Raw genomic sequence first — 17744 nt, 5'->3', positions numbered from 1 at the left:
TCACCAGACCTTGAATCACACTTATCCCGGGAAATCCCATGGGCTTGTCCTCAAAACGCACTCTTCACGCGCAGCCGTTTGTGCATGGCGGAACCGGTCGGTTTCAATGGCCTGCAATCAAACCCCATTGGCTGGTGTTGATCAGCGCCCTCGCCCTGACCGGTCTGTATAACGTTCCTTTCTACACCGCCATTGAGCGATACGTCGGCTTTGAACAGCCGATGCTGATGTTCAAACTCGCGTTTTTGTTGCTGCTGGTCAACCATCTTCTGATCAGCCTGTTCTCGGCACGATTTACCCTGAAGCCGGTACTGGTGTTCCTGTTTTTGAGCGCTGCGCTCAGTGGGTATTTCATGAACGCGTATGGCGTGCTGATTGACAAGCACATGCTGCAGAACGTGTTCGAAACCGATGTGCAGGAAGCTCGCGGCCTGCTGAGCCTTGGACTGCTTGCGCACATGGCGCTCTTTTTCGTGATTCCGGTTGTGCTGCTCTTTCTGGTACGCGTGAGCTGGCCGGCGGGCCTGAAAAGGGTCACTTACTGGTTGACTCCGATCATTGTTGATATCGCTCTGATTCTGGTGCTGGCTTTGACCAGCTATCAGGAGATGGCTTCAACGTTCCGCAATCACCGCGACATCAGGGATCTTGTGGTGCCGGTGAACAGTGTTGCTGCCCTGGCATCGCTGGGTAGCAAGGTGGCTGCGGCGCAGTTTCCCCAGGAATACCAGCAGGTGGGGCTGGATGCGACGGTTTCTCTCCCGGTTTCCGATCGCAGCAGACCCAATCTGGTGGTTTTTGTTCTTGGTGAAACTGCGCGCGCAGACCATTTTGGTCTGAATGGCTATCAGCGCAATACCACCCCAGAGCTCAGTAAACTGGCCCGGCAATCGGGCGGAACACTGGTCAATTTTCCCCGCGTATCCTCCTGCGGGACCGCCACAGCCTTGTCGGTGCCCTGCATGTTTTCGTGGCTGGGCAGATCGGATTACGATGAAGCCGTGGCCAAGAACAGTGATAACTTCCTGGATGTCATGACCCGCGCGGGCATTGTCAGTACCTGGCTGGATAATAACTCCGGCTGCAAGGGCATGTGTGACCGGATTCCCAACGTTCGTCCGGAGGATACCGACCTTTGCCAGGGCGCGTACTGTGATGATCTGGTGCTGCTGAAGGGTGCCCATCAGCAGCTCGACGCCCCAGACAACAATGACCATTTCGTGGTGCTGCATCAGCTTGGCAGTCATGGTCCCGAGTACTACAAGCGCAGCAAACCGGACCAGAAGAAGTTCCTGCCCGAGTGTCAGAGCAATGAACTGCAGAGCTGTGACCAACAGGCCATCATCAACGCCTACGATGACAGTATTCTGGTCACCGATCGCTTGCTCGGAGAAACCGTGCGCATGCTGAAATCCATGCAGGCGGATTACAATACTGCCCTCGTGTATGTCTCTGACCATGGCGAGTCACTTGGCGAGGGTGGCATCTACCTGCACGGTATTCCCTACATGCTGGCGCCGGAGGCCCAGACCCATGTGCCCATGGTGATGTGGTTGTCAGACGGTTTCCGGATGGATAACCGGATTGATGCCGAGTGCGTCAACCGGATCGCATCGCAACCGTTGAGCCACGACAACCTGTTCTCCTCTATGCTGGGACTGATGAATGTGAAGACCGAGGCGATCGAGCCGTCGCTCAATATTTTCGAGGACTGCAGAACCACCTGAGGCGCTGAACGTTTTCTTCACCTTCTGACAAAAAATACGACACTACCGGCCATTCAAACGTCAAGCTGACGGGGCCTTGCGTAAAGATCCTGCAAAGCCGGCCCCAAGGCACTGACATTCGCTCCCGCTTCGATAATCTGGGTTCAGAGGCATCCGGCACTGGGTCCGGATGCGAGATCTGTCTCTGAGCAGAACGGGAGAATCATCATGAAGCGACTGTTGATCGGAAGCCTGGTAACGGCATTCCTGATGGCATCGGCTCCGGTGATGGCGGGTCACGATGACCGCCGCGGTCATGGCTGGCAACCGCACCATGAGCGGGGGAGTTTGCTACCTCCAGGCCACCAGAACAAGTTCCTGCAGGCGCACTATCGAGACGACCGTCACGATCGGCACCACCATAAACCACGGCACTACAAGAAGCATCAATGGGACCGAAAGTACCACGATCGCCACAGGTACCACGGTGACAAGCGCGGATGGGGCAAGAAACACAAGCGGGATGTCTATCGCGACAGATACGATCGTCGGCGCGACTGGCACCGTCACCATTCGGGCCATTACCGCATCAAACTCGGCTATGGTGACGGATTGCCGCCGGAGGCCCGTATCGGTCGGATTATTCACGACACTCACGTGCTACTTGAATCTTCCCGGCACTGAATGACTCTTCCTGGTTCCGGCGCCCCTGTTGCTCCGGGGCCGGGTTGAACCCCCTTGCAGGTTCCTTGCGCCGGTGCTGCAGACCAATGAGCAGCAGGGGCACCACAATCATCAGGCTGCCAGCCAGGAACCACAAGTCGGGCACTTCTCCGAACCAGATCCAGCCAATTCCCACGGCCCAGATAAGGCCCGTGTATTCGGCACTGGTGACCTGGTTGGCATCCACCTGCCGATAGGCCAGCAGTACGGTGATGTTGTAGCCGAGAATAAACAGCGCTGAGCCCATGGCACCGATCAGGATGCCAGAATCCCATTGGGCGCCTTCCCACCAGGCCAGTGCACCCGCTGCGGGCAGAATCAGCAGGTAGTTCAGGAACAACTTGTGGACGGTGCTCTGCTGTTTCGGCAGTTTCCGGACCAGCACGGCGTTGATGGCCAGGGCAAAGGCAGAGCCAAGCGCCGCCACGGCCGCCCAGTTGAATTCCACCGGCCTCAGGATGAGCACAATACCGGCAAAGCCGCTGAACACAGCGCTGACACTCAGCGGCGTGAGTTTTTCCCGGAACAGGAATACCGAGAGCACCATCACCAGGATGGGCGCGGCGTAGAACACGGCGTTAGCGGTCGCCAGCGGCAGGTTGGCCAGGGCGACTACCATGCAAAGCAGGCCGGCCAGGTGGATGTGGGCCCGGAAGGTGTGGATTTTCAGGCCGGCGAACAGGTTTTTCCGGTCCAGTTGCCCGGCCATTGGCAGTAGGAGTGCCAGGGTGATCAGGCAGCGCAGGAAGGCAAACTGGAACACCGGGGCACCGGGTTCGAGGAGTTTGATGAACACGTCAGAGATCAATGCCATGGCGTTGCCGATCACCAGCAGCAGGATGGCGCTGTTTACGGTTTTTCCTGACATTTTTTTCTCCTTTGCTCTTCAAGTTCGGGTGCAAGAGCAAATCGAGTGGCTCCCTCCGAAAACCGCTGTGAATACGTCCCTGTACGCTTGCTCTCCGCCATCCATGGCTCCGAGCATTTTCGGAGGGAGCCACACGATCTGCTCCCGTAACATGGAGGGAAGTCTAAGCGGGTGTTAATATCCGATAAAATGATCAATATTCACGTGCTATTAGAAAATTAGATAATGAAGCTGCCACCCCTGAAAGCCCTGCCTGTCTTCGAAGCCGTTGCCCGTCTCAACAGCTTTTCACTCGCTGCCGATGAGTTGGCGGTGAGCCAGAGTGCCGTCAGCCATCAAATCAAGCAGCTGGAAACCTACCTGGGCGAGCAGTTGTTCTGGCGCAGTGGACGGACGCTGTCGCTGACCGATGAGGGCCGGCAGTACCTGGATGCGATCAGTTCAGCGCTGTTGCAGATTGAGCGGGCCAGTGAGCAGTTGTTGGGGCATGAGGAGTCGCGCCTGCGCTTGTCGGTGTTCAGCTCGTTTGCCGTGCGCTGGCTGGTGCCACGGTTGCCTTACTTGCAGCGGCTGCATCCCCAGCTGGATCTGGCGCTTGAGATGAGTAGTGGGAACCCGGTGTTGTCGGATCGGGTGGCGGATTGCTTTATCACCATCCGCACGGATGCCGCAGCTTTCAGTTATGACAAGCTGTACGAGGAGCGGTTGTTTCCGGTCTGCAGTCAGGATTACTGGAAGCGGATGCGGCGGGAACTTGGTCGGGATGATCAGTTGGAGGTGCGGGATGAGCCGCCGTTGTCGCCTGAAGAGCTGGCGCGCTTTCCGTTGCTATCGACCCACAGTATTTTTGACCGGGCCACCGGGGACTGGCAAGCCTGGTATGACGCAGTGGGTGAGCGACTGCCCGGTGGCGTTCGGGTGCAGCACTTCAGCCACATGCTGTTGGCGCTGGAGGCGGCGAGGTTCCATCAGGGGGTGGCCCTGACCAACGATTACATGCTGAGTACCCGACGGGATTCGGAGGATTTTGTGCGCTTGCCGTCCCATTCGGTAGCAACCGGTGACACTTTTTATTTTGCCTGGAAGACCAGCCGACGGCAGGAGCGGGGCATCCAGACCCTGCGACGCTGGCTGGTGGATGAGGCCATCAGGAGTCGGTTGCGGGCATCCTGACGGCTCTAATGATGGCTGGTCAGCGCCGGCATGCAGACCTTCCGCCCGGAGGAGGTTGTTTCCACTGCAACGGGAAGACCGTACACGTCGCTCAGGTTGGGGCCGGTCAGTACGTCGCGAGCGGTGCCTTGCGCCAGTTCGTGTCCGTCTTTCATGAGCAGCACCCGGGCGTCGAGAGCGAAGGCCTGGTCCGGATCGTGGGTGGACAGCACTACGCCGCAGCCCCGGGCGGCCACGTCGCGGGCGAGGCTGGCGATCTGCATCAGCACCTGGGCCTGGTTGCCAAAATCCAGGCTGGCGGTGGGTTCGTCCATGACGATCAGAGGTGCCTCCTGGGCCAATGCCCGCGCGATCAGTACCAACTGGCGCTGCCCGCCGGACAGGCGCGAGTAGTCACGGTGGGCGAGGTTGGCAATGCCGAGTCGATCCATGGCGTTATGGGCGATTTCCCGATCGTGGTGCCCCGGTTGCCCGAACACGCCCAGCCGTGCGGTCCGGCCCATAAGAACCACCTCCAGAGCTTCGAACGGAAAAGGCGGCGCGTGTGCCTGGGGCACGTAGGCAATTTGCTGGGCGATGGTGGCCGGAGTCTGGTTGGCGACGGGCCTGTTCCCCAGAGTGACGGTTCCGGACAGTGCCGGCAGAAGACCCAGCAGGGTCCGGAACAGGGTGGTCTTGCCGCAGCCGTTAGGGCCCAACAGGCAGAGTATGTCTCCCTGGTTCACGCTCAGGTTCAGGCCGGATCCAATCTGAGTCCGGCCGTAGCCGATGGCCAGTTCGCGGGCTTCCAGCATCACGACCACCCGCGCCGGCCGCGTGCCAGCAGCCAGACGAAAAATGGTGCGCCGATGACGGCCGTGAGAATGCCAAGGGGGACTTCTACCTGGGCCATGGTTCGCGCCAGGGTATCCACGACAAGCAGGTAGCCGGCGCCGATCAGCACGGAGGTGGGCAGAAGCCGGCCGAAGCCGGGACCTACCAACATGCGGGCAATATGGGGGATCACCAGACCGACCCAACCGACCACACCGGCCAGGGCGGTCACGCTGGCGGTGATCAACGTGGCGGCCACGATCACCAGAAACCGGGTTTTCGACACGTCGATCCCCAGGGCCCGCGCTTCTTCGTCCCCAAGACTGAGCACGTTGATGCGCCATCGCAGCAGGGCCAGCGGCACCAGTCCTATCAGGACCATCGGCAGGGTCGGCAGAATGTCCTCGGTGGTGGTGGCAGCCAGGGAGCCCAGCAGCCAGAAGGTAATGGCCGGCAATTGATCGTAGGGATCGGCCATGACCTTCAGCAGTGAGGTGGCCGCACCCGCCAGGGCGCCGATCACCACCCCGATGAGCACGAGGGTGAGGGTTCGGTCGGTGTTGCGCACCAGCGAGGCCACCAGAATGACGAAGCCCACCGCCAGCATGCCGCCGACAAAAGCGGACGCCTGGATGGCCGCCACTGGCAGCGACAGGAATATGCCGGCCACCGCACCCAGGCCTGCGCCCGCAGAAACGCCCAGAATGTCCGGCGATACCAGGGGATTGCGGAACAGCGCCTGGTAACTGGCGCCTGCGGCCGCCAGAGCCGCGCCCACCAGCAGCGCCGCCGCTACCCGGGGCAGGCGGATGTTCCAGACGACGATTTGAGCCTGGGTATCACCCTGACCCAACAGCGCGGCCAGCGTCTGGCCCGGGGTCAGGTTGTAGGGGCCAATCATTACGGCGCCAAACGCCAGCAGCGTCAGGCCGAGGGTCAGGCCTGCACCCAGCGAGATCACCGGCTTTGGCCGGGCTATTCCCCGGAGCGACCCTCGGTCCACTGGAGGAGCCTCCCCAATTGATCGTCGCTGAGATCGACGTGGTAATACTGGCGATAGAACTCGCGGGTCTCTTCCCGCAGGTTCCCTTCCCAATCGTCCGGATAGAGCAGCCCGGTCATCCAGATCAGCCCCATGATGCGGTTGAGTGATGGTGGCCGGTCGATCCATCCGAACGGCAAAGAGGGCGACAGGTAAACACGGCCACTTTGCACCGCATCAATCCCCTGCCAGAGCGGATCGTCAAACACCTTGGCGTAGAAATTCGGATCCCAGGTCACAATGGTATCCGGGTTGGCAGTGATCATCTGCTCCATGGAGACCTGCACCAGCCCGCGGGTGGCGCCGCCGTCATCGGCCACGTTGCGACCGCCGGCGCGCTCAATGATCTCGGTGTTGATGGAGCCTTTGATGCCGGTTTCCAGGCCATCCGGGCCGCGGGCCAGGTAGGTTCTGGGCCGCTCGCCCTCCGGCACAGTCTCCAGAATGCGTTCGATTCGGGCGAAGGTAGCTTCTACATCCTCGGCCAGGGCTTCGCCCCGCTCGGGCACACCCAGTGCTTCACCGACAACCCGCAGTGCCTCCGGGGTGTTCTCGAAGCGGCCGTCGATCAGCAGGTAGGGAATGCCGGTCTGGTCCTGCACCCGGTTGGCCAGGTCCACATAGGTGTCGCGCACCGACCCGAAATCCAGGATCAGGTCGGGCTGGATCTGCAGTACCCGCTCCAGGTTGGCTTCGCCGCCGCGGCCGGTCAGCCGGCCGGTTTCTGGCAGGTCCCGATAGGGTTCGGCGATGAACTCGCGTTCGTCAGGCCGCAGGGCCCGGGGCCAGCCGGTCATGGCCTCGGGCTTGACGATATACAGCAGGATGGCCGCTGGCGGCCCGGCAGCAAAGACCGTGTCCACTTCGTCCGGAATCTCAACGATGCGGCCGGCGCTGTCCACGACGGTCCGGGCCTGGGCTGGCAGGGCCAGCAATGCCAGCAATGCCAGCATTAGACAGAGGATTTTCACTGCCGTCTCCTCACTCGCCCTGCACCGTTGCCACGGCGTCGAAACCGTACTCGGCGAGCACTGACTGGCCGGCAGGCGACAGGATGTACATGGCCAGCTTCCAGGCGGCAGGCGGTGCCTCATTCAGTACGATCAAACCATAATCAGCACCGACAGAGAGTGACTGGGGGACCCGGATAGTTTGCAGGGAGGGCACTTCCGCCCGGGCCAGTACGGCGTTGGTGCAATAAGTCAGGAAAACATCGGTCTGATCACTGTCCAGTACCCAGGCGTAGTTGTTGCGACCCTCGGGCGGCTTGGCGCTGTCCGGACCCCCGGTCAGTTGCAGCGCTTTGGCCTTGAGGGTGTCGGCATGCCCGGTTTTGTCGAACAGTTCGAAAGCGTAGTCACCAGACGGGTCTGCCTTCGGTGTCGAGGTTCCGATTCGAATCGAGTCATCCAGCATTACTTCCAGCAGAGTGTCCGTAGTGACAGTCACCTCGGGGCGAGCCAGGGCGCAAAGCTGGTTGCGGGCGAACAGGGCCACCGGACCGCCATTGCCTGCCCCCTCCAGCGTTCGGGGGTGACGCATGTTGGCCGAGGCAAACACGTGGGCTGTCTCGCCGGATTCGATGCGTTGCCTCATCAGGCCAGAGGGGCCGAAGCTGGTGTTCACCGGTACGTTATAAGCTGCCGCGAAATCTTTTGCGACTTCCGACAAGGCCGCTTTCAGGCTGCCTGCGGCGTAAAGGGACAGATCCTGAGCAATGGCCGGACTCATCGCAGCGCCCAGCACAGAGGCAAGCAGAAGTTTTCGTACCATGGGATTTCACTCTTGTTCATTGTTATGAAATCGGCTGGTTGCCGGTTTTTTGGGGTGCCTTCGGGCTGAAGGCGCAGCGGTCTGGCTTGATGTCCAGCAGCGGGGTGCCGTCCAGACAGTCCAGGCCGCGCACGATCAGCGTTCCTTTTTCTATACGAACCAGTTTGACCATGGACGTGCCAATCGGGTTGGGTCGCACCGGGGAGCGCAGGGCGAAGGTGCCGAAGGTCTGGCCGTCGCTTCTGGGGCTTTGCCGGATCAGATCGCGTCGGCTCTGGTCCAGCCAATAGAGCACCTCGATGGTGTCGTAGTCTTCGAGCCCCTTCAACCCTTCGTGCCAGACAGGGTCCAGAACCAGCTGGCACTCCGGGCCGTCGAACCGGCCCTGGCGCGGGCAATCCTTGCGATGGCGCCAGGGAGTCCGGATGGTACCAATGAAGCGCAACGTGGCATCAGAGGCCGGTTCAAGTGCCACGGCCTCCTCATTCGGACGTAAATCTGCAAAATCGCTCATCGATCGGTCCGCACCTTATTTCTCATCTCTGGGCGGGCGTTCGACCACCTTGCGCTTGCCTTTGGCGCATCGCGAGAGCGCTTTCAGGCCGTCGGCATCGAAGGCATCCACGCGGATCACATCATAGAGCGCTTCCAGTGCTTCCAGCAGTTTGTCGCACTCGTCTGCCTTGACCACGCCCTGGGCACAGGCCCAGTCAACCAGTTCCTTGCGTTGATGCCCCATCAGCAGGTCAATGCCGCCCAGTTCGTCTTCATCGCGGTTACGCATGGCGTCATGCAGCCGGCTGCGCATGTCCGCGGTCTCGTTGGCCAGCTTGTAGGCATTGAGCACCCGCCCGAGCGGATCTTCCGGGTCCATGGTGGTGTAGGCACCGCGACTGATGCGCTGGCGCACCGGGGTGTCCTTGACGATGGATTCCGCGATCTGTGCGCCCAGCTTGTCGTCCGGGCCGTTAAGGCCGGTGGCGCCGAGCGGGAACACCAGCAAACGCAGGGGCCAGCGCAGGGCCGGCACCGGGAAGTTGATGATGGCTTCGCGCATGGAGCCCTGGAGGTCCCGGAGACAGGTCTGCAAACACCACTCTACCAATGGCCGCTGGTCATCGGGGTAACCCTCCTCATGCCACTGTTTGATGACGGCGGTCGCGTAATAGAGTTGCACCAGGCAGTCGGCCATGCGCCCTGACAGGCGTTGCCGGGCTTTGAGGCCACCACCAACGGTAAGCAGAGTGACGTCGGTCATCAGGGCGAAGGCTGCTGAGAACCGCGCCAGCTGTCGGTAGCTGGACTTGATGTTGCCTTGCCGTGGCACCGATTCGGCCCATCCCCTGGTCAGTCCCAGCAGCAGGGCCCGAAGGGCATTGCGGGTGGTGTGGGCCAGATGCCGGTAGAAGATACCGTCGAATTTCTTCGCTGCCTTGTCCTCGTCTTCCATGCCCGCTGCTTCGATCTCCTCAACAATGAACGGATGGCAGCGGATGGAACCCTGGCCAAAGATCATCAGGCTCCGGGTAAGGATATTGGCGCCTTCCACGGTGATCCCTATCGGCACCGCCTGGTAGGCCCGGGCCAGGAAGTTGCGGGGGCCGGTGATGACGCCGCGGCCTGCCACCACGTCCATGGCATGGTTGATGACTTCCCGCATCAGGTCGGTATTGCGGTATTTCAGCACGGCGGACGGCACCGAGGGCCGCACGCCACGGTCCAGCATGCCGGAGGTCAGCAGCCGGGCAGCGTCCATCATGTAGGTGTAGCCTGCGATGGGCTCCAGGGCTTCCTGCACGCCTTCAAACTGACTGATAGTCCGGCCGAACTGTTCCCGGGTGTAGGCGTAGGAGCCGGTGGCCAGGCTGGCCACCTTGCCGGCACCGGTGCCGAGGGCGGGCAGGGAGATGGAGCGGCCGATGGACAGGCATTCCAGCAGCATGGTCCAGCCCTTGCCGAGCATGTCCTGGCCGCCGATGACCTGTTCCATGGGAATGAACACGTCGTTGCCCCAAGTCGGCCCGTTCATGAATACGGTGTTCATGGGCAGGTGGCGTGCACCGGCGTTGACGCCGTCGGTGTCCTTCGGCACCAGTACACAGGTCACGCCGATCTCATCCGAATCGCCCAGCAGCTTGTCCGGATCATAGACCTTGATGGCCAGGCCGATCAGTGTCGCCACCGGGGCCAGGGTGATGTAGCGCTTGTTCCAGGTGACTTTCAGGCCCAGCACTTCCTTGCCGTTCCATTTGCCCTTGCAGACGATGCCTTTGTCCGGAATGGCGCCGGCGTCGGAGCCGGCCACCGGGGAGGTGAGGGCGAAACAGGGAATCTCGTCGCCGCCGGCCAGTCTGGGCAGATAATGCTGTTTCTGCTCATCGGTGCCGTAGTGCATCAGCAACTCGCCCGGGCCGAGGGAGTTGGGCACCATCACGGTAACGGCAGCTGATACGCTCCGGGTGGAAATCTTCATCACGATTTCTGAGTGGGCAGTGTTAGAGAACCCGAGGCCGCCGTCTTCTTTTGGAATCACCAGGCCGAAAAAACCGTTCTCACGGATAAACTTCCAGACCTTGTCCGGCAGGTCGTAATGCTCGTGGGTGATCTTCCAGTCGTCGAGCATGGCGCAGAGCTTTTCCACCGGGCCATCCAGGAAGGCCTGTTCCTCGCTGGTGAGGTGTGCCGGCTTGGCGTCCAGCAACTTGTTCCACTTGGGCTTGCCGGAAAAGAGCTCACCGTCCCAATCGACCGAGCCGGATTTCAGGGCTTCGGCTTCGGTGTCCGAGAGTTTGGGCAGTCGGCTGCGTACCCAGCCGAGCAGCGGGCGGCTGAGCTTGTCAAGACGCAAGTCGCCGGGGATAACCAGAATCAACGCCAGGGCCAGCAGCACGCCGCCGCAGAGAATGCTGATCAGATGCCATTCATCCTGGAACAGGCCCACAACGGTCGCAAGGGACATGACGGCAGCGGCTGTGGTGCCGCCGATACCCAGGTAGATCAGCACCAGGGCACTGATCAGCAGGAGAAGAACACTCATGGGGAGACCTCCGTATCGTGAATGCAATTGCTCAGAAGCAACTTTAACCATCGGTTAAAGTTCAGGCAGTTGCAAGGGCTCGGGGCGTGAGATGTAAAGATTGATTGCAGTAATGAAAAGGATTGTCAAAAAACGGGGGTGAAGGCTTTATTGATTGATCCAATCTGCCATTTTCAAAGAAGTCATAGGCTCATTCAATAAAAATGTGCCCGGAGCCTAATGATGTTTGGTCATTTCACCGTTGCGAAACGCCTAGCCCTTGGTTTTGGACTGATTCTGTCCCTGGTAATCGCGGTCAGTCTGATTGGCAACCAGCGGGTCGGTTTCATTGACAGGACCCTGACCGATGTGGGTGACGGCGCTGCCGTGAGGCAGCGGTACGCGATCAACTTCCGCGGCAGTGTCCACGATCGGGCGATAGCTATCCGGGATGCGGTGCTGGTGGAGAACGAGCGGGATCTGCAAACGCACCTCGCTGACATTGAGCGGTTGAAGGCGTTTTACCGGGATTCCGCTGGCCCCATGGATGAGATGTTCCGGGAAGAAGGTGCTACCAGCCGGGAAAAGCAACTGCTGGCAGCGATAAAGGACATTGAACTCAGGGCCCTCACGTTAACGGATGAACTGCTTGAGCTGCGACTGGCCGGCGACATCAATCAGGCCAGGGCATTTCTCCTCAGCGATGTCTCCGGCGCTTATTCGGAGTGGCTCAAACGGGTCAACGCCTTTATCGACTACCAGGAAGACGTGGTGACTAACGGTGTCGATGAAGTGCGTGATGCGGCCAGTACATTTAATGCCCTGAACCTGTCGGTAACGGGTCTTGCGGTCGTTCTGGGTGCTGTTGTGGCACTGGTAATCATCCGCAGGTTGAAGAAGATTCTTGGCGGTGAGCCGGAAGATGTTGCCCAGGCGATTCGCCAGCTGGCCGACGGAGAGCTGGACCAGGATATTCAAACCCTCTACCCGGACAGCGTGATGGGCGCGTTGCAGGATACCGTGGAGCGACTGGGCGGCATTATCCGGGAAGTCCGCTCAGCGGCGGAGGAACTGTCCAGCTCGTCTTCTGAACTGGAAGCGACCTCCGACAACAACAGCCGTCAGATTCGTCTGCAGGCCAGCGAAGCGGAACAGATGGCCACAGCCGTGAACCAGATGGCGGCCACGGTAAACGAAGTGGCCGGATTTGCGGCCAGCGCGGCCACCGCTACCCAGAAGGCCGATACCGAGGTTGAGAGCGGCAATCGCGTGGTCCAGGAAACCGCGGCCTCCATCGGCGAGCTGGCGGAAACCCTGGAACAGGCAACCCAGACCGTACATCGGGTGTCCGAGGACAGCGCCAATATCGAAAAGATCATTGAGGTAATCAACGCCATCGCCGAGCAGACTAACCTGCTGGCGCTTAATGCTGCCATCGAAGCCGCCCGCGCGGGTACTCACGGTCGGGGTTTCGCGGTGGTGGCGGACGAGGTGCGTTCCCTGGCGTCGCGGACCCAGGATTCCACCCGGGAGATCCAGGAAATGATCGGCAACCTGCAGACCGGTGCCGGCGAGGCGACCAACGTGATGGAAAGCAGTCGTGAACTGGCACGTAACACGGTGGACAAGACCAGCGAGGCGGAAGCTGCCCTGGCCAGAATCCGAAGTGAAGTCGGCGCCATCAATGACATGAACGCCCAGATTGCCAGTGCCTCGGAAGAGCAGAGTTCCGTTGCGGAAGAGGTCAACCGCAACATCAGCCGCATTCACGACGCTACCATGGAAACGTCAGCCGGTTCCGAGCAGGTGGCCGGGGCCAGCCGGGATCTGGCGGTGCTTGCCGGGCAGCTGCGTTCGCGGGTCAGCGTCTTCCGGTTTAAAGGCTGAGCCCGCAGATCAACAACGCGAGAGTGGCCAACAGCACCGCGACGTTGATGCCCAGAAGGGTGTTTAGCTGTGCGGGATTGCTCAGGGCGCCCCGCAGCCTGGTGCTAACCCAGACCGCTGCCGGTAATGGCGCAAGGGCGATGGCCGTCCAGGTCGGCAACCAGCCGACCCAGATTGCCGAGCCGAGTAGGCCGTAGCTGCCAAGTAACAGGAGGCCTGCCAGGCGGGCAGCGGCCGGCTGGCCCATGGTAATGACCAGATGCCGCCGGCCGACTTTCCGGTCTGCATCGGCATCCGGAATTTGATTGATCAGCAGTAACTCGCTTACCAACAGCAGACTGATGGCAGAGGCTGCAACGGCCCCAGCATCGAGCCGCGCCCCCAGGGCAATCAGGCTGCCCAGGATCATCACGGGGCCGAATCCCAGCCCGGGAGCAAGCAGGCAGATCAGTGGCGAACGGGTAATCCAGCGGGTGTAGGTAAGTACCAGCACCACGCCTGCGGCACCCAGCACCAGCATGGGCAGGCCCCGGAGCCAGAGAAAGTAGAGGCCAATGGCCACAACCAGTGCCAGCGTACCGGATGCGGCCAACAGGACCTGCCGGGCGGCGGAGGGAACCTCCGGCAGAGCGCCACTGCCGCCGGAGAAAGGCGTGCGCCGGGTGATCAGGTCCAGTCCGGAGATGAAATCTTCGTATTCATTGAGCAGGTTAACGGCGGCATGGGCCAGGAGGGCGCCAATCAGAACCAGCAAGGTGTCAATCAGGGCCGGCGATGCGCCTTGCTGCCAGGCCAGGGCCACACCGAGACCGGCACACAGCGGTGCGAGTATCAGAAAGTTTGGGCGGGAGGCGCGTACCACCGCAGCGGTTTCAGACATCGGGTCCTTCCTCTGATCAAACGTAGCCGGCGGCAAACACCAGCCCGAGCACAACCGGCATAACGATAAGACTGCCCAGGTTGCTCAATAATACCAGCGACGCGACCTTGTGTGGCTCCTGTCGATACTGTTCCGCCACCATGTAGTTGAGTACAGCCGGTGGCAGGGCCGCAAATACCCACAGCGCGGCTATCTGCATGCCCGGAAGATCCAGAACCGCAATCATCGGCCAGGCCAGTATCAGGCCGCTGGCGGGGCAGGCGATGGCGCCCAGCATGCCCAGCTTCCAGTCACTGAAATCAATATCAAGCATGCGCACGCCGAGGGCAAAAAGCATCAGCGGGATGCAGACACCCCCCAGCATGTTCAGGGTTTCCAACAGCCATTCCGGCAGGGGTACGCCCCCGAGATTAACCGACAGCCCGGCAATACTGGCAAACACGATGGGCAGCTTGAGGCGTTTGATGATGGAGGTGTGGGGGTCAAGCATGTAAAGCCCCACCGAGAAGTGCAGCAGCATTTCCACAATAAACAGCACGATCGCAGCAGGCAGGGCTTCATCACCGAACGCCAGCACCAGCAGCGGGATCCCCATGTTGCCGGAGTTATTGAACATCATCGGCGGCAGGAACGTTTTCAGGTTCAGCTTCAGAACCCTTGCCAGCGGGTAGAGAACAATACCTGATCCGAGCACGACCACGGTGGCCGCCAGTGCCAGCCGGGCATACTCCTGCAGCGGAGCCTGCTGGTCGGCAAGAACGGCAAAGACCAGCATGGGCACAAACAGCTCCATGTTGAGAACGTTCAGTCCCTGGATATCGGGGGTCCGATAACGGCCGTAGAGGGCGCCGCAACCGGCGATCAGAAACACCGGCAACATGGTGGACAGGATCTGGCCAATCATTGAACAGGCTCCGGGAGAAAGTTTGGACGTTTTTGTTGGATAAACCGTTAGGTTCGCAAGTATCGGCCCATCTGGGCAAGTGTTAATCGACGATGTTCGACCAAAGCCGGAGATGAACACAATGGTTGTGTTCGTGCAGGCGCTTGCGGTGCCTGGTTGGGCCCACCACAATACCGGTTTCCTATACTGATATCTGCTCTGGAGAGTCTTTGTGTCCAGCCCTTTCGATGCCCCGGTTTCCCGTGAGAATACCTGTTCCGTCAAGTTCGATGCCCGCCAGGCGGTTTTTGGCACCGAGGAGGTGATTCCGGTGTGGGTTGCTGATATGGATTTTGCAGCCCCTGAGGCGGTCACCCGCGCATTGGCGGAGCGGGCGGCACATCCGGTTTACGGCTACACCTTGTTTCCGGACAGTCTTTATCAGTCGATGATTGACTGGTTTGCCAACCGTCACGGCTGGGAGATCCAGCGGGAATGGATACTGATGGCACCCGGCGTGGTGCCATCCATCAACGCCGCGTGCATGGCCTACGCCGGGCCTGGCGAGGGTGTGATCATTCAGCCGCCGGTGTATCCGCCGTTCTTCAGTTCGGTGCGGCACAGTGGCCGGGTGGTGATCGAGAACCCGTTGGTGCCCGAGGATCCGGACACCGGGGACCCCGGCCACTACCGCATGGATCTGGATCATCTTGAAGAGTGTGCAGCGCGTCCCGATGCTCGAGTCCTGCTGCTGTGTTCACCGCACAACCCGGTCGGCCGGGTGTGGTCAGAGGAAGAACTGAAGGCGGTGCTGGATATCGCACGTCGGCACCAGTTGGTGGTGGTGTCCGACGAGATCCATTGCGATCTCATTTTTCCCGACAAACCCCGTCATACGATGCTGGCCAACCTGGCCGGCCCTGACGACGCACTGGTCATGGCGGTGGCTCCCAGCAAGAGTTTCAATATGCCCGGGCTGGGACTGTCGGCTCTGGTGATTCCGGATGCGGATCGGCGAAAGGCCATCAAAGCGGTGTTCGAATCGATGCATCTGCCCCAGTGTAATCCGTTCAGCATTGCCGGGTTTGAGGCCGGTTATCGCCATGGTGGTCCCTGGCTGGACGATCTGATGGCTTACCTACAGGCAAACCGGGACTACGTGGTGGAAGCGGTCGGCCAGCGCCTGCCCGGCATTCGGGTGTCTGCTCCGGAGGGCACGTATCTTATGTGGCTGGATTGCCGCGAGCTGGGCCTGGACGATGCGGGTCTGAAACGCTTTTTTGTTCGGAAGGCCGGTGTGGGCATGAATCCCGGACTCTCCTTCGGAGACCCGGGCAGCGGCTTTATGCGCCTGAATATCGGCTGCCCGAGGTCGGTTCTTGAGGAGGTCATTGGCCGCATTGAAGCGGCCCTGGACAGGGACGTGTCAGATCACTGATTTTGAAGGGCGCAGTGCTCTTCAACCAGTTTCCAGTGAGGGGGCTCGTCCATGTCTGGCATGTCCCCCCGAGTTGGCCCGGTGGCTTCCCAGATCTGTCCTCCGTGACTGGCCAGGTCACCTTTTTCATAGCTTTTCGAAAACAGCCATTGTTCCGGCCTTACGCACATTCCGGAGGCGGTTTCGCCGCGATGGGATTTGCCGTCTGCCTCGTTGAGCCCCGGCTGTCCGTCATTCTGTTTGTCGTTGCCATTTGCCCGCTTTTCGCTCTCGGGTCGGTTGCTGCAGTCGGGCACGGAGTCGAGCTTGATCCAGTCAAACGTGATGCCGGGCTCCAGACCCTTGTGCATCTCTCTGGATTCGTACCAGTGGCCTTTATGGAAAACCACTGCCTCTTCAGGGTAATAGTGCTCGGGGTTCCACTTGGCTGTCTCCGGATCGCAGGGTTCTGCAGCAGCCGTTGCCGACAGGCTCGCGGTCAACAGCATCAGAATCAGGCAAAAGAAGCCGCGAGCGTTTCTGAGAGTGTGTTCAACCATGGGTTTCTCCTTTTGCTTGCTGCTTTGAGAGTGGGTAGTTCGTGCGTATTCGGGTTTGTGTCGCCAGCACCAGTCCCGCAAGAATCAGCACGCCTCCGACGATGTGAAACAGTCCGAGGGACTCGGCCAGGAAAATGCCCGCAAGAATCGAGGCGAAGACAGGCGTCAGGTACATAAAGATGGCCGCTCTGGCCGGGCCAATTTTATGCACACCGTGGTTCCAGAATCCATAGGCCAGGATCCCCGGGAAGATCGCGAAGTACAGAAGCGGCATGGCGGTGGTTTTTGACAGTTCGAAGCCTCCGGAGAAGAAAATCAGATCTGTCAGGTAGAAGGGCAGCACAACCATCGTGCCCAGAAGAATTTGAGTGGTCAAAAAGGTCAGTGCTGGCAGAGGCACTGCCTGTCGTCTCAGTAGCACCGAGAACAGGCCCCAGCTGAATACTGCCGCCACCATGATCAGATCCCCCGGCTGGGCCCGAAGGCTGGTCAGCACAGAGAGATCGCCACGGGCAATAACGGTAGCAATACCGGTAATGGCCAGCGCGATACCCAGCGCCTGAATCGGTCGGGTACGGTCGCCGAGCAGGATCCAGGCCAGCAGTGCCACGAAAATGGGTATGGTGGCGTTGATCAGGGCAATGTTGGTTGCGGTGGTTGTGGTGGCCGCCAGGTAAAGCAGGGTATTGAACGCCCCCACACTGAAGGTCGCCAGTGCCAGCATGGATCCGAACCGTTGGCGGATAATCTGGCGGTGGCGCCAGATACCCGGAAGCCCGAAGGGCAGCAGGATAGCCAGGGCGATCACCCAGCGCCAGAACGACATGGATAACGGCGGGATGTTCTCGACCGTGCCCCGGGCCACCACGGCGTTGCCGGCCCAGAACAGCGGGGTGAGAACCAGCCCGATGTAGGCCAGGCCGGGAATACGTGATAAAACTCCGGCGTTCTCGGAAGACACAAAGGCTCCTCTGGGTTGGTGATGCCCGAAAAAAGCCTAGCA

General features: G+C 60.4%; 16 protein-coding genes. 5 read left to right on the top strand and 11 right to left on the bottom strand.

Annotation, left to right across the window (positions count from 1 at the left end; genetic code table 11):
* The first annotated feature begins 38 nt into the window (after positions 1-38).
* Both J3362_RS11670 and J3362_RS11665 read left to right on the top strand, forming a co-directional pair.
* Positions 39-1727 (top strand): phosphoethanolamine transferase, encoded by a 1689-nt coding sequence (locus J3362_RS11670; protein WP_349519893.1) that lies wholly within the window; start codon positions 39-41, stop codon positions 1725-1727.
* Between the two features lie 207 nt (positions 1728-1934).
* A complete protein-coding gene (locus J3362_RS11665; RefSeq protein WP_349519892.1) occupies positions 1935-2390 on the top strand; it encodes a hypothetical protein in 456 nt (151 codons plus the stop codon).
* Here J3362_RS11665 and J3362_RS11660 read toward each other — a convergent pair.
* The gene (locus tag J3362_RS11660; protein WP_349519891.1) at positions 2347-3297 is read right to left on the bottom strand and encodes a DMT family transporter; all 951 of its coding nucleotides are present in this window, start codon (positions 3295-3297) and stop codon (positions 2347-2349) included. The two genes, J3362_RS11665 and J3362_RS11660, sit on opposite strands and share 44 nt — an antisense overlap.
* A 225-nt stretch (positions 3298-3522) precedes the next feature.
* Here J3362_RS11660 and J3362_RS11655 point away from each other — a divergent pair, with 225 nt between their 5' ends.
* A complete protein-coding gene (locus tag J3362_RS11655) occupies positions 3523-4470 on the top strand; it encodes a LysR family transcriptional regulator (protein ID WP_349519889.1) in 948 nt (315 codons plus the stop codon).
* Between the two features lie 5 nt (positions 4471-4475).
* Here the strand turns inward: J3362_RS11655 and J3362_RS11650 are convergent, their stop codons facing one another.
* The 6 genes from J3362_RS11650 to J3362_RS11625 are packed head-to-tail and all read right to left on the bottom strand — an operon-like array spanning position 4476 to position 11135.
* Positions 4476-5264: an ABC transporter ATP-binding protein gene (locus J3362_RS11650; RefSeq protein ID WP_349519887.1), complete on the bottom strand. Its 789-nt coding sequence runs from the start codon at positions 5262-5264 to the stop codon at positions 4476-4478.
* Positions 5264-6286, bottom strand: coding sequence for a FecCD family ABC transporter permease (locus tag J3362_RS11645; protein WP_081449850.1), 1023 nt, complete (start codon positions 6284-6286; stop codon positions 5264-5266). The genes J3362_RS11650 and J3362_RS11645 overlap by 1 nt, the downstream gene beginning before the upstream one ends.
* Positions 6259-7296, bottom strand: a complete 1038-nt coding sequence (locus J3362_RS11640; protein ID WP_349519885.1) for an iron ABC transporter substrate-binding protein — start codon at positions 7294-7296, stop codon at positions 6259-6261. The genes J3362_RS11645 and J3362_RS11640 overlap by 28 nt, the downstream gene beginning before the upstream one ends.
* Before the next feature lie 10 nt (positions 7297-7306).
* The gene (locus tag J3362_RS11635; RefSeq protein WP_349519884.1) at positions 7307-8098 is read right to left on the bottom strand and encodes a molybdate ABC transporter substrate-binding protein; all 792 of its coding nucleotides are present in this window, start codon (positions 8096-8098) and stop codon (positions 7307-7309) included.
* A 22-nt stretch (positions 8099-8120) separates the two neighbouring features.
* The gene (gene tsaA / locus J3362_RS11630) at positions 8121-8612 is read right to left on the bottom strand and encodes a tRNA (N6-threonylcarbamoyladenosine(37)-N6)-methyltransferase TrmO (protein WP_349519882.1); all 492 of its coding nucleotides are present in this window, start codon (positions 8610-8612) and stop codon (positions 8121-8123) included.
* 15 nt (positions 8613-8627) lie between these two features.
* Positions 8628-11135, bottom strand: coding sequence for an acyl-CoA dehydrogenase (locus J3362_RS11625; protein ID WP_349519881.1), 2508 nt, complete (start codon positions 11133-11135; stop codon positions 8628-8630).
* 222 nt (positions 11136-11357) lie between these two features.
* On the opposite strand from J3362_RS11625, the gene J3362_RS11620 reads away from it, so the two are divergent.
* Positions 11358-13001: a methyl-accepting chemotaxis protein gene (locus J3362_RS11620; protein WP_349520934.1), complete on the top strand. Its 1644-nt coding sequence runs from the start codon at positions 11358-11360 to the stop codon at positions 12999-13001.
* Here the strand turns inward: J3362_RS11620 and J3362_RS11615 are convergent.
* The gene (locus J3362_RS11615; RefSeq protein WP_349519879.1) at positions 12991-13881 is read right to left on the bottom strand and encodes a prenyltransferase; all 891 of its coding nucleotides are present in this window, start codon (positions 13879-13881) and stop codon (positions 12991-12993) included. The two genes, J3362_RS11620 and J3362_RS11615, sit on opposite strands and share 11 nt — an antisense overlap.
* A 16-nt stretch (positions 13882-13897) precedes the next feature.
* Positions 13898-14785 (bottom strand): AEC family transporter, encoded by an 888-nt coding sequence (locus J3362_RS11610; RefSeq protein ID WP_088558697.1) that lies wholly within the window; start codon positions 14783-14785, stop codon positions 13898-13900.
* Positions 14786-14996: 211 nt separating this feature from the next.
* Between J3362_RS11610 and J3362_RS11605 the strand changes: the two genes are divergently transcribed.
* Positions 14997-16202 (top strand): MalY/PatB family protein, encoded by a 1206-nt coding sequence (locus J3362_RS11605; protein ID WP_349519878.1) that lies wholly within the window; start codon positions 14997-14999, stop codon positions 16200-16202.
* On the opposite strand, the gene J3362_RS11600 is transcribed toward J3362_RS11605, so the two are convergent.
* Together J3362_RS11600 and J3362_RS11595 are read right to left on the bottom strand one after the other, a co-directional pair.
* Positions 16196-16741, bottom strand: a complete 546-nt coding sequence (locus tag J3362_RS11600; protein ID WP_349519876.1) for a carbohydrate-binding protein — start codon at positions 16739-16741, stop codon at positions 16196-16198. The genes J3362_RS11605 and J3362_RS11600 overlap by 7 nt on opposite strands.
* Positions 16734-17702, bottom strand: a complete 969-nt coding sequence (locus J3362_RS11595) for a DMT family transporter (protein ID WP_349519875.1) — start codon at positions 17700-17702, stop codon at positions 16734-16736. Before J3362_RS11595 ends, J3362_RS11600 begins: the two co-directional genes overlap by 8 nt.
* Positions 17703-17744 lie beyond the last annotated feature (42 nt).

This window comes from Marinobacter sp. NFXS11 (genome assembly GCF_040148675.1).
Lineage (GTDB): Bacteria > Pseudomonadota > Gammaproteobacteria > Pseudomonadales > Oleiphilaceae > Marinobacter.
The sequence above is the reverse complement of the archived record's forward strand: the minus strand, read 5'-3'. Positions and strand labels throughout refer to the sequence as shown.

What these genes read in the sequence shown, in the direction of transcription:
- J3362_RS11620 (WP_349520934.1), top strand. Translation starts at nt 11,358, where the DNA reads ATGTTTGGTCATTTCACCGTTGCGAAACGCCTAGCCCTTGGTTTTGGA.
- J3362_RS11615 (WP_349519879.1), bottom strand. Translation starts at nt 13,881, where the DNA reads ATGTCTGAAACCGCTGCGGTGGTACGCGCCTCCCGCCCAAACTTTCTG.
- J3362_RS11635 (WP_349519884.1), bottom strand. Translation starts at nt 8,098, where the DNA reads ATGGTACGAAAACTTCTGCTTGCCTCTGTGCTGGGCGCTGCGATGAGT.
- J3362_RS11600 (WP_349519876.1), bottom strand. Translation starts at nt 16,741, where the DNA reads ATGGTTGAACACACTCTCAGAAACGCTCGCGGCTTCTTTTGCCTGATT.
- J3362_RS11655 (WP_349519889.1), top strand. Translation starts at nt 3,523, where the DNA reads ATGAAGCTGCCACCCCTGAAAGCCCTGCCTGTCTTCGAAGCCGTTGCC.
- J3362_RS11610 (WP_088558697.1), bottom strand. Translation starts at nt 14,785, where the DNA reads ATGATTGGCCAGATCCTGTCCACCATGTTGCCGGTGTTTCTGATCGCC.
- J3362_RS11660 (WP_349519891.1), bottom strand. Translation starts at nt 3,297, where the DNA reads ATGTCAGGAAAAACCGTAAACAGCGCCATCCTGCTGCTGGTGATCGGC.
- J3362_RS11650 (WP_349519887.1), bottom strand. Translation starts at nt 5,264, where the DNA reads ATGCTGGAAGCCCGCGAACTGGCCATCGGCTACGGCCGGACTCAGATT.
- J3362_RS11670 (WP_349519893.1), top strand. Translation starts at nt 39, where the DNA reads ATGGGCTTGTCCTCAAAACGCACTCTTCACGCGCAGCCGTTTGTGCAT.
- J3362_RS11625 (WP_349519881.1), bottom strand. Translation starts at nt 11,135, where the DNA reads ATGAGTGTTCTTCTCCTGCTGATCAGTGCCCTGGTGCTGATCTACCTG.
- J3362_RS11665 (WP_349519892.1), top strand. Translation starts at nt 1,935, where the DNA reads ATGAAGCGACTGTTGATCGGAAGCCTGGTAACGGCATTCCTGATGGCA.
- tsaA (WP_349519882.1), bottom strand. Translation starts at nt 8,612, where the DNA reads ATGAGCGATTTTGCAGATTTACGTCCGAATGAGGAGGCCGTGGCACTT.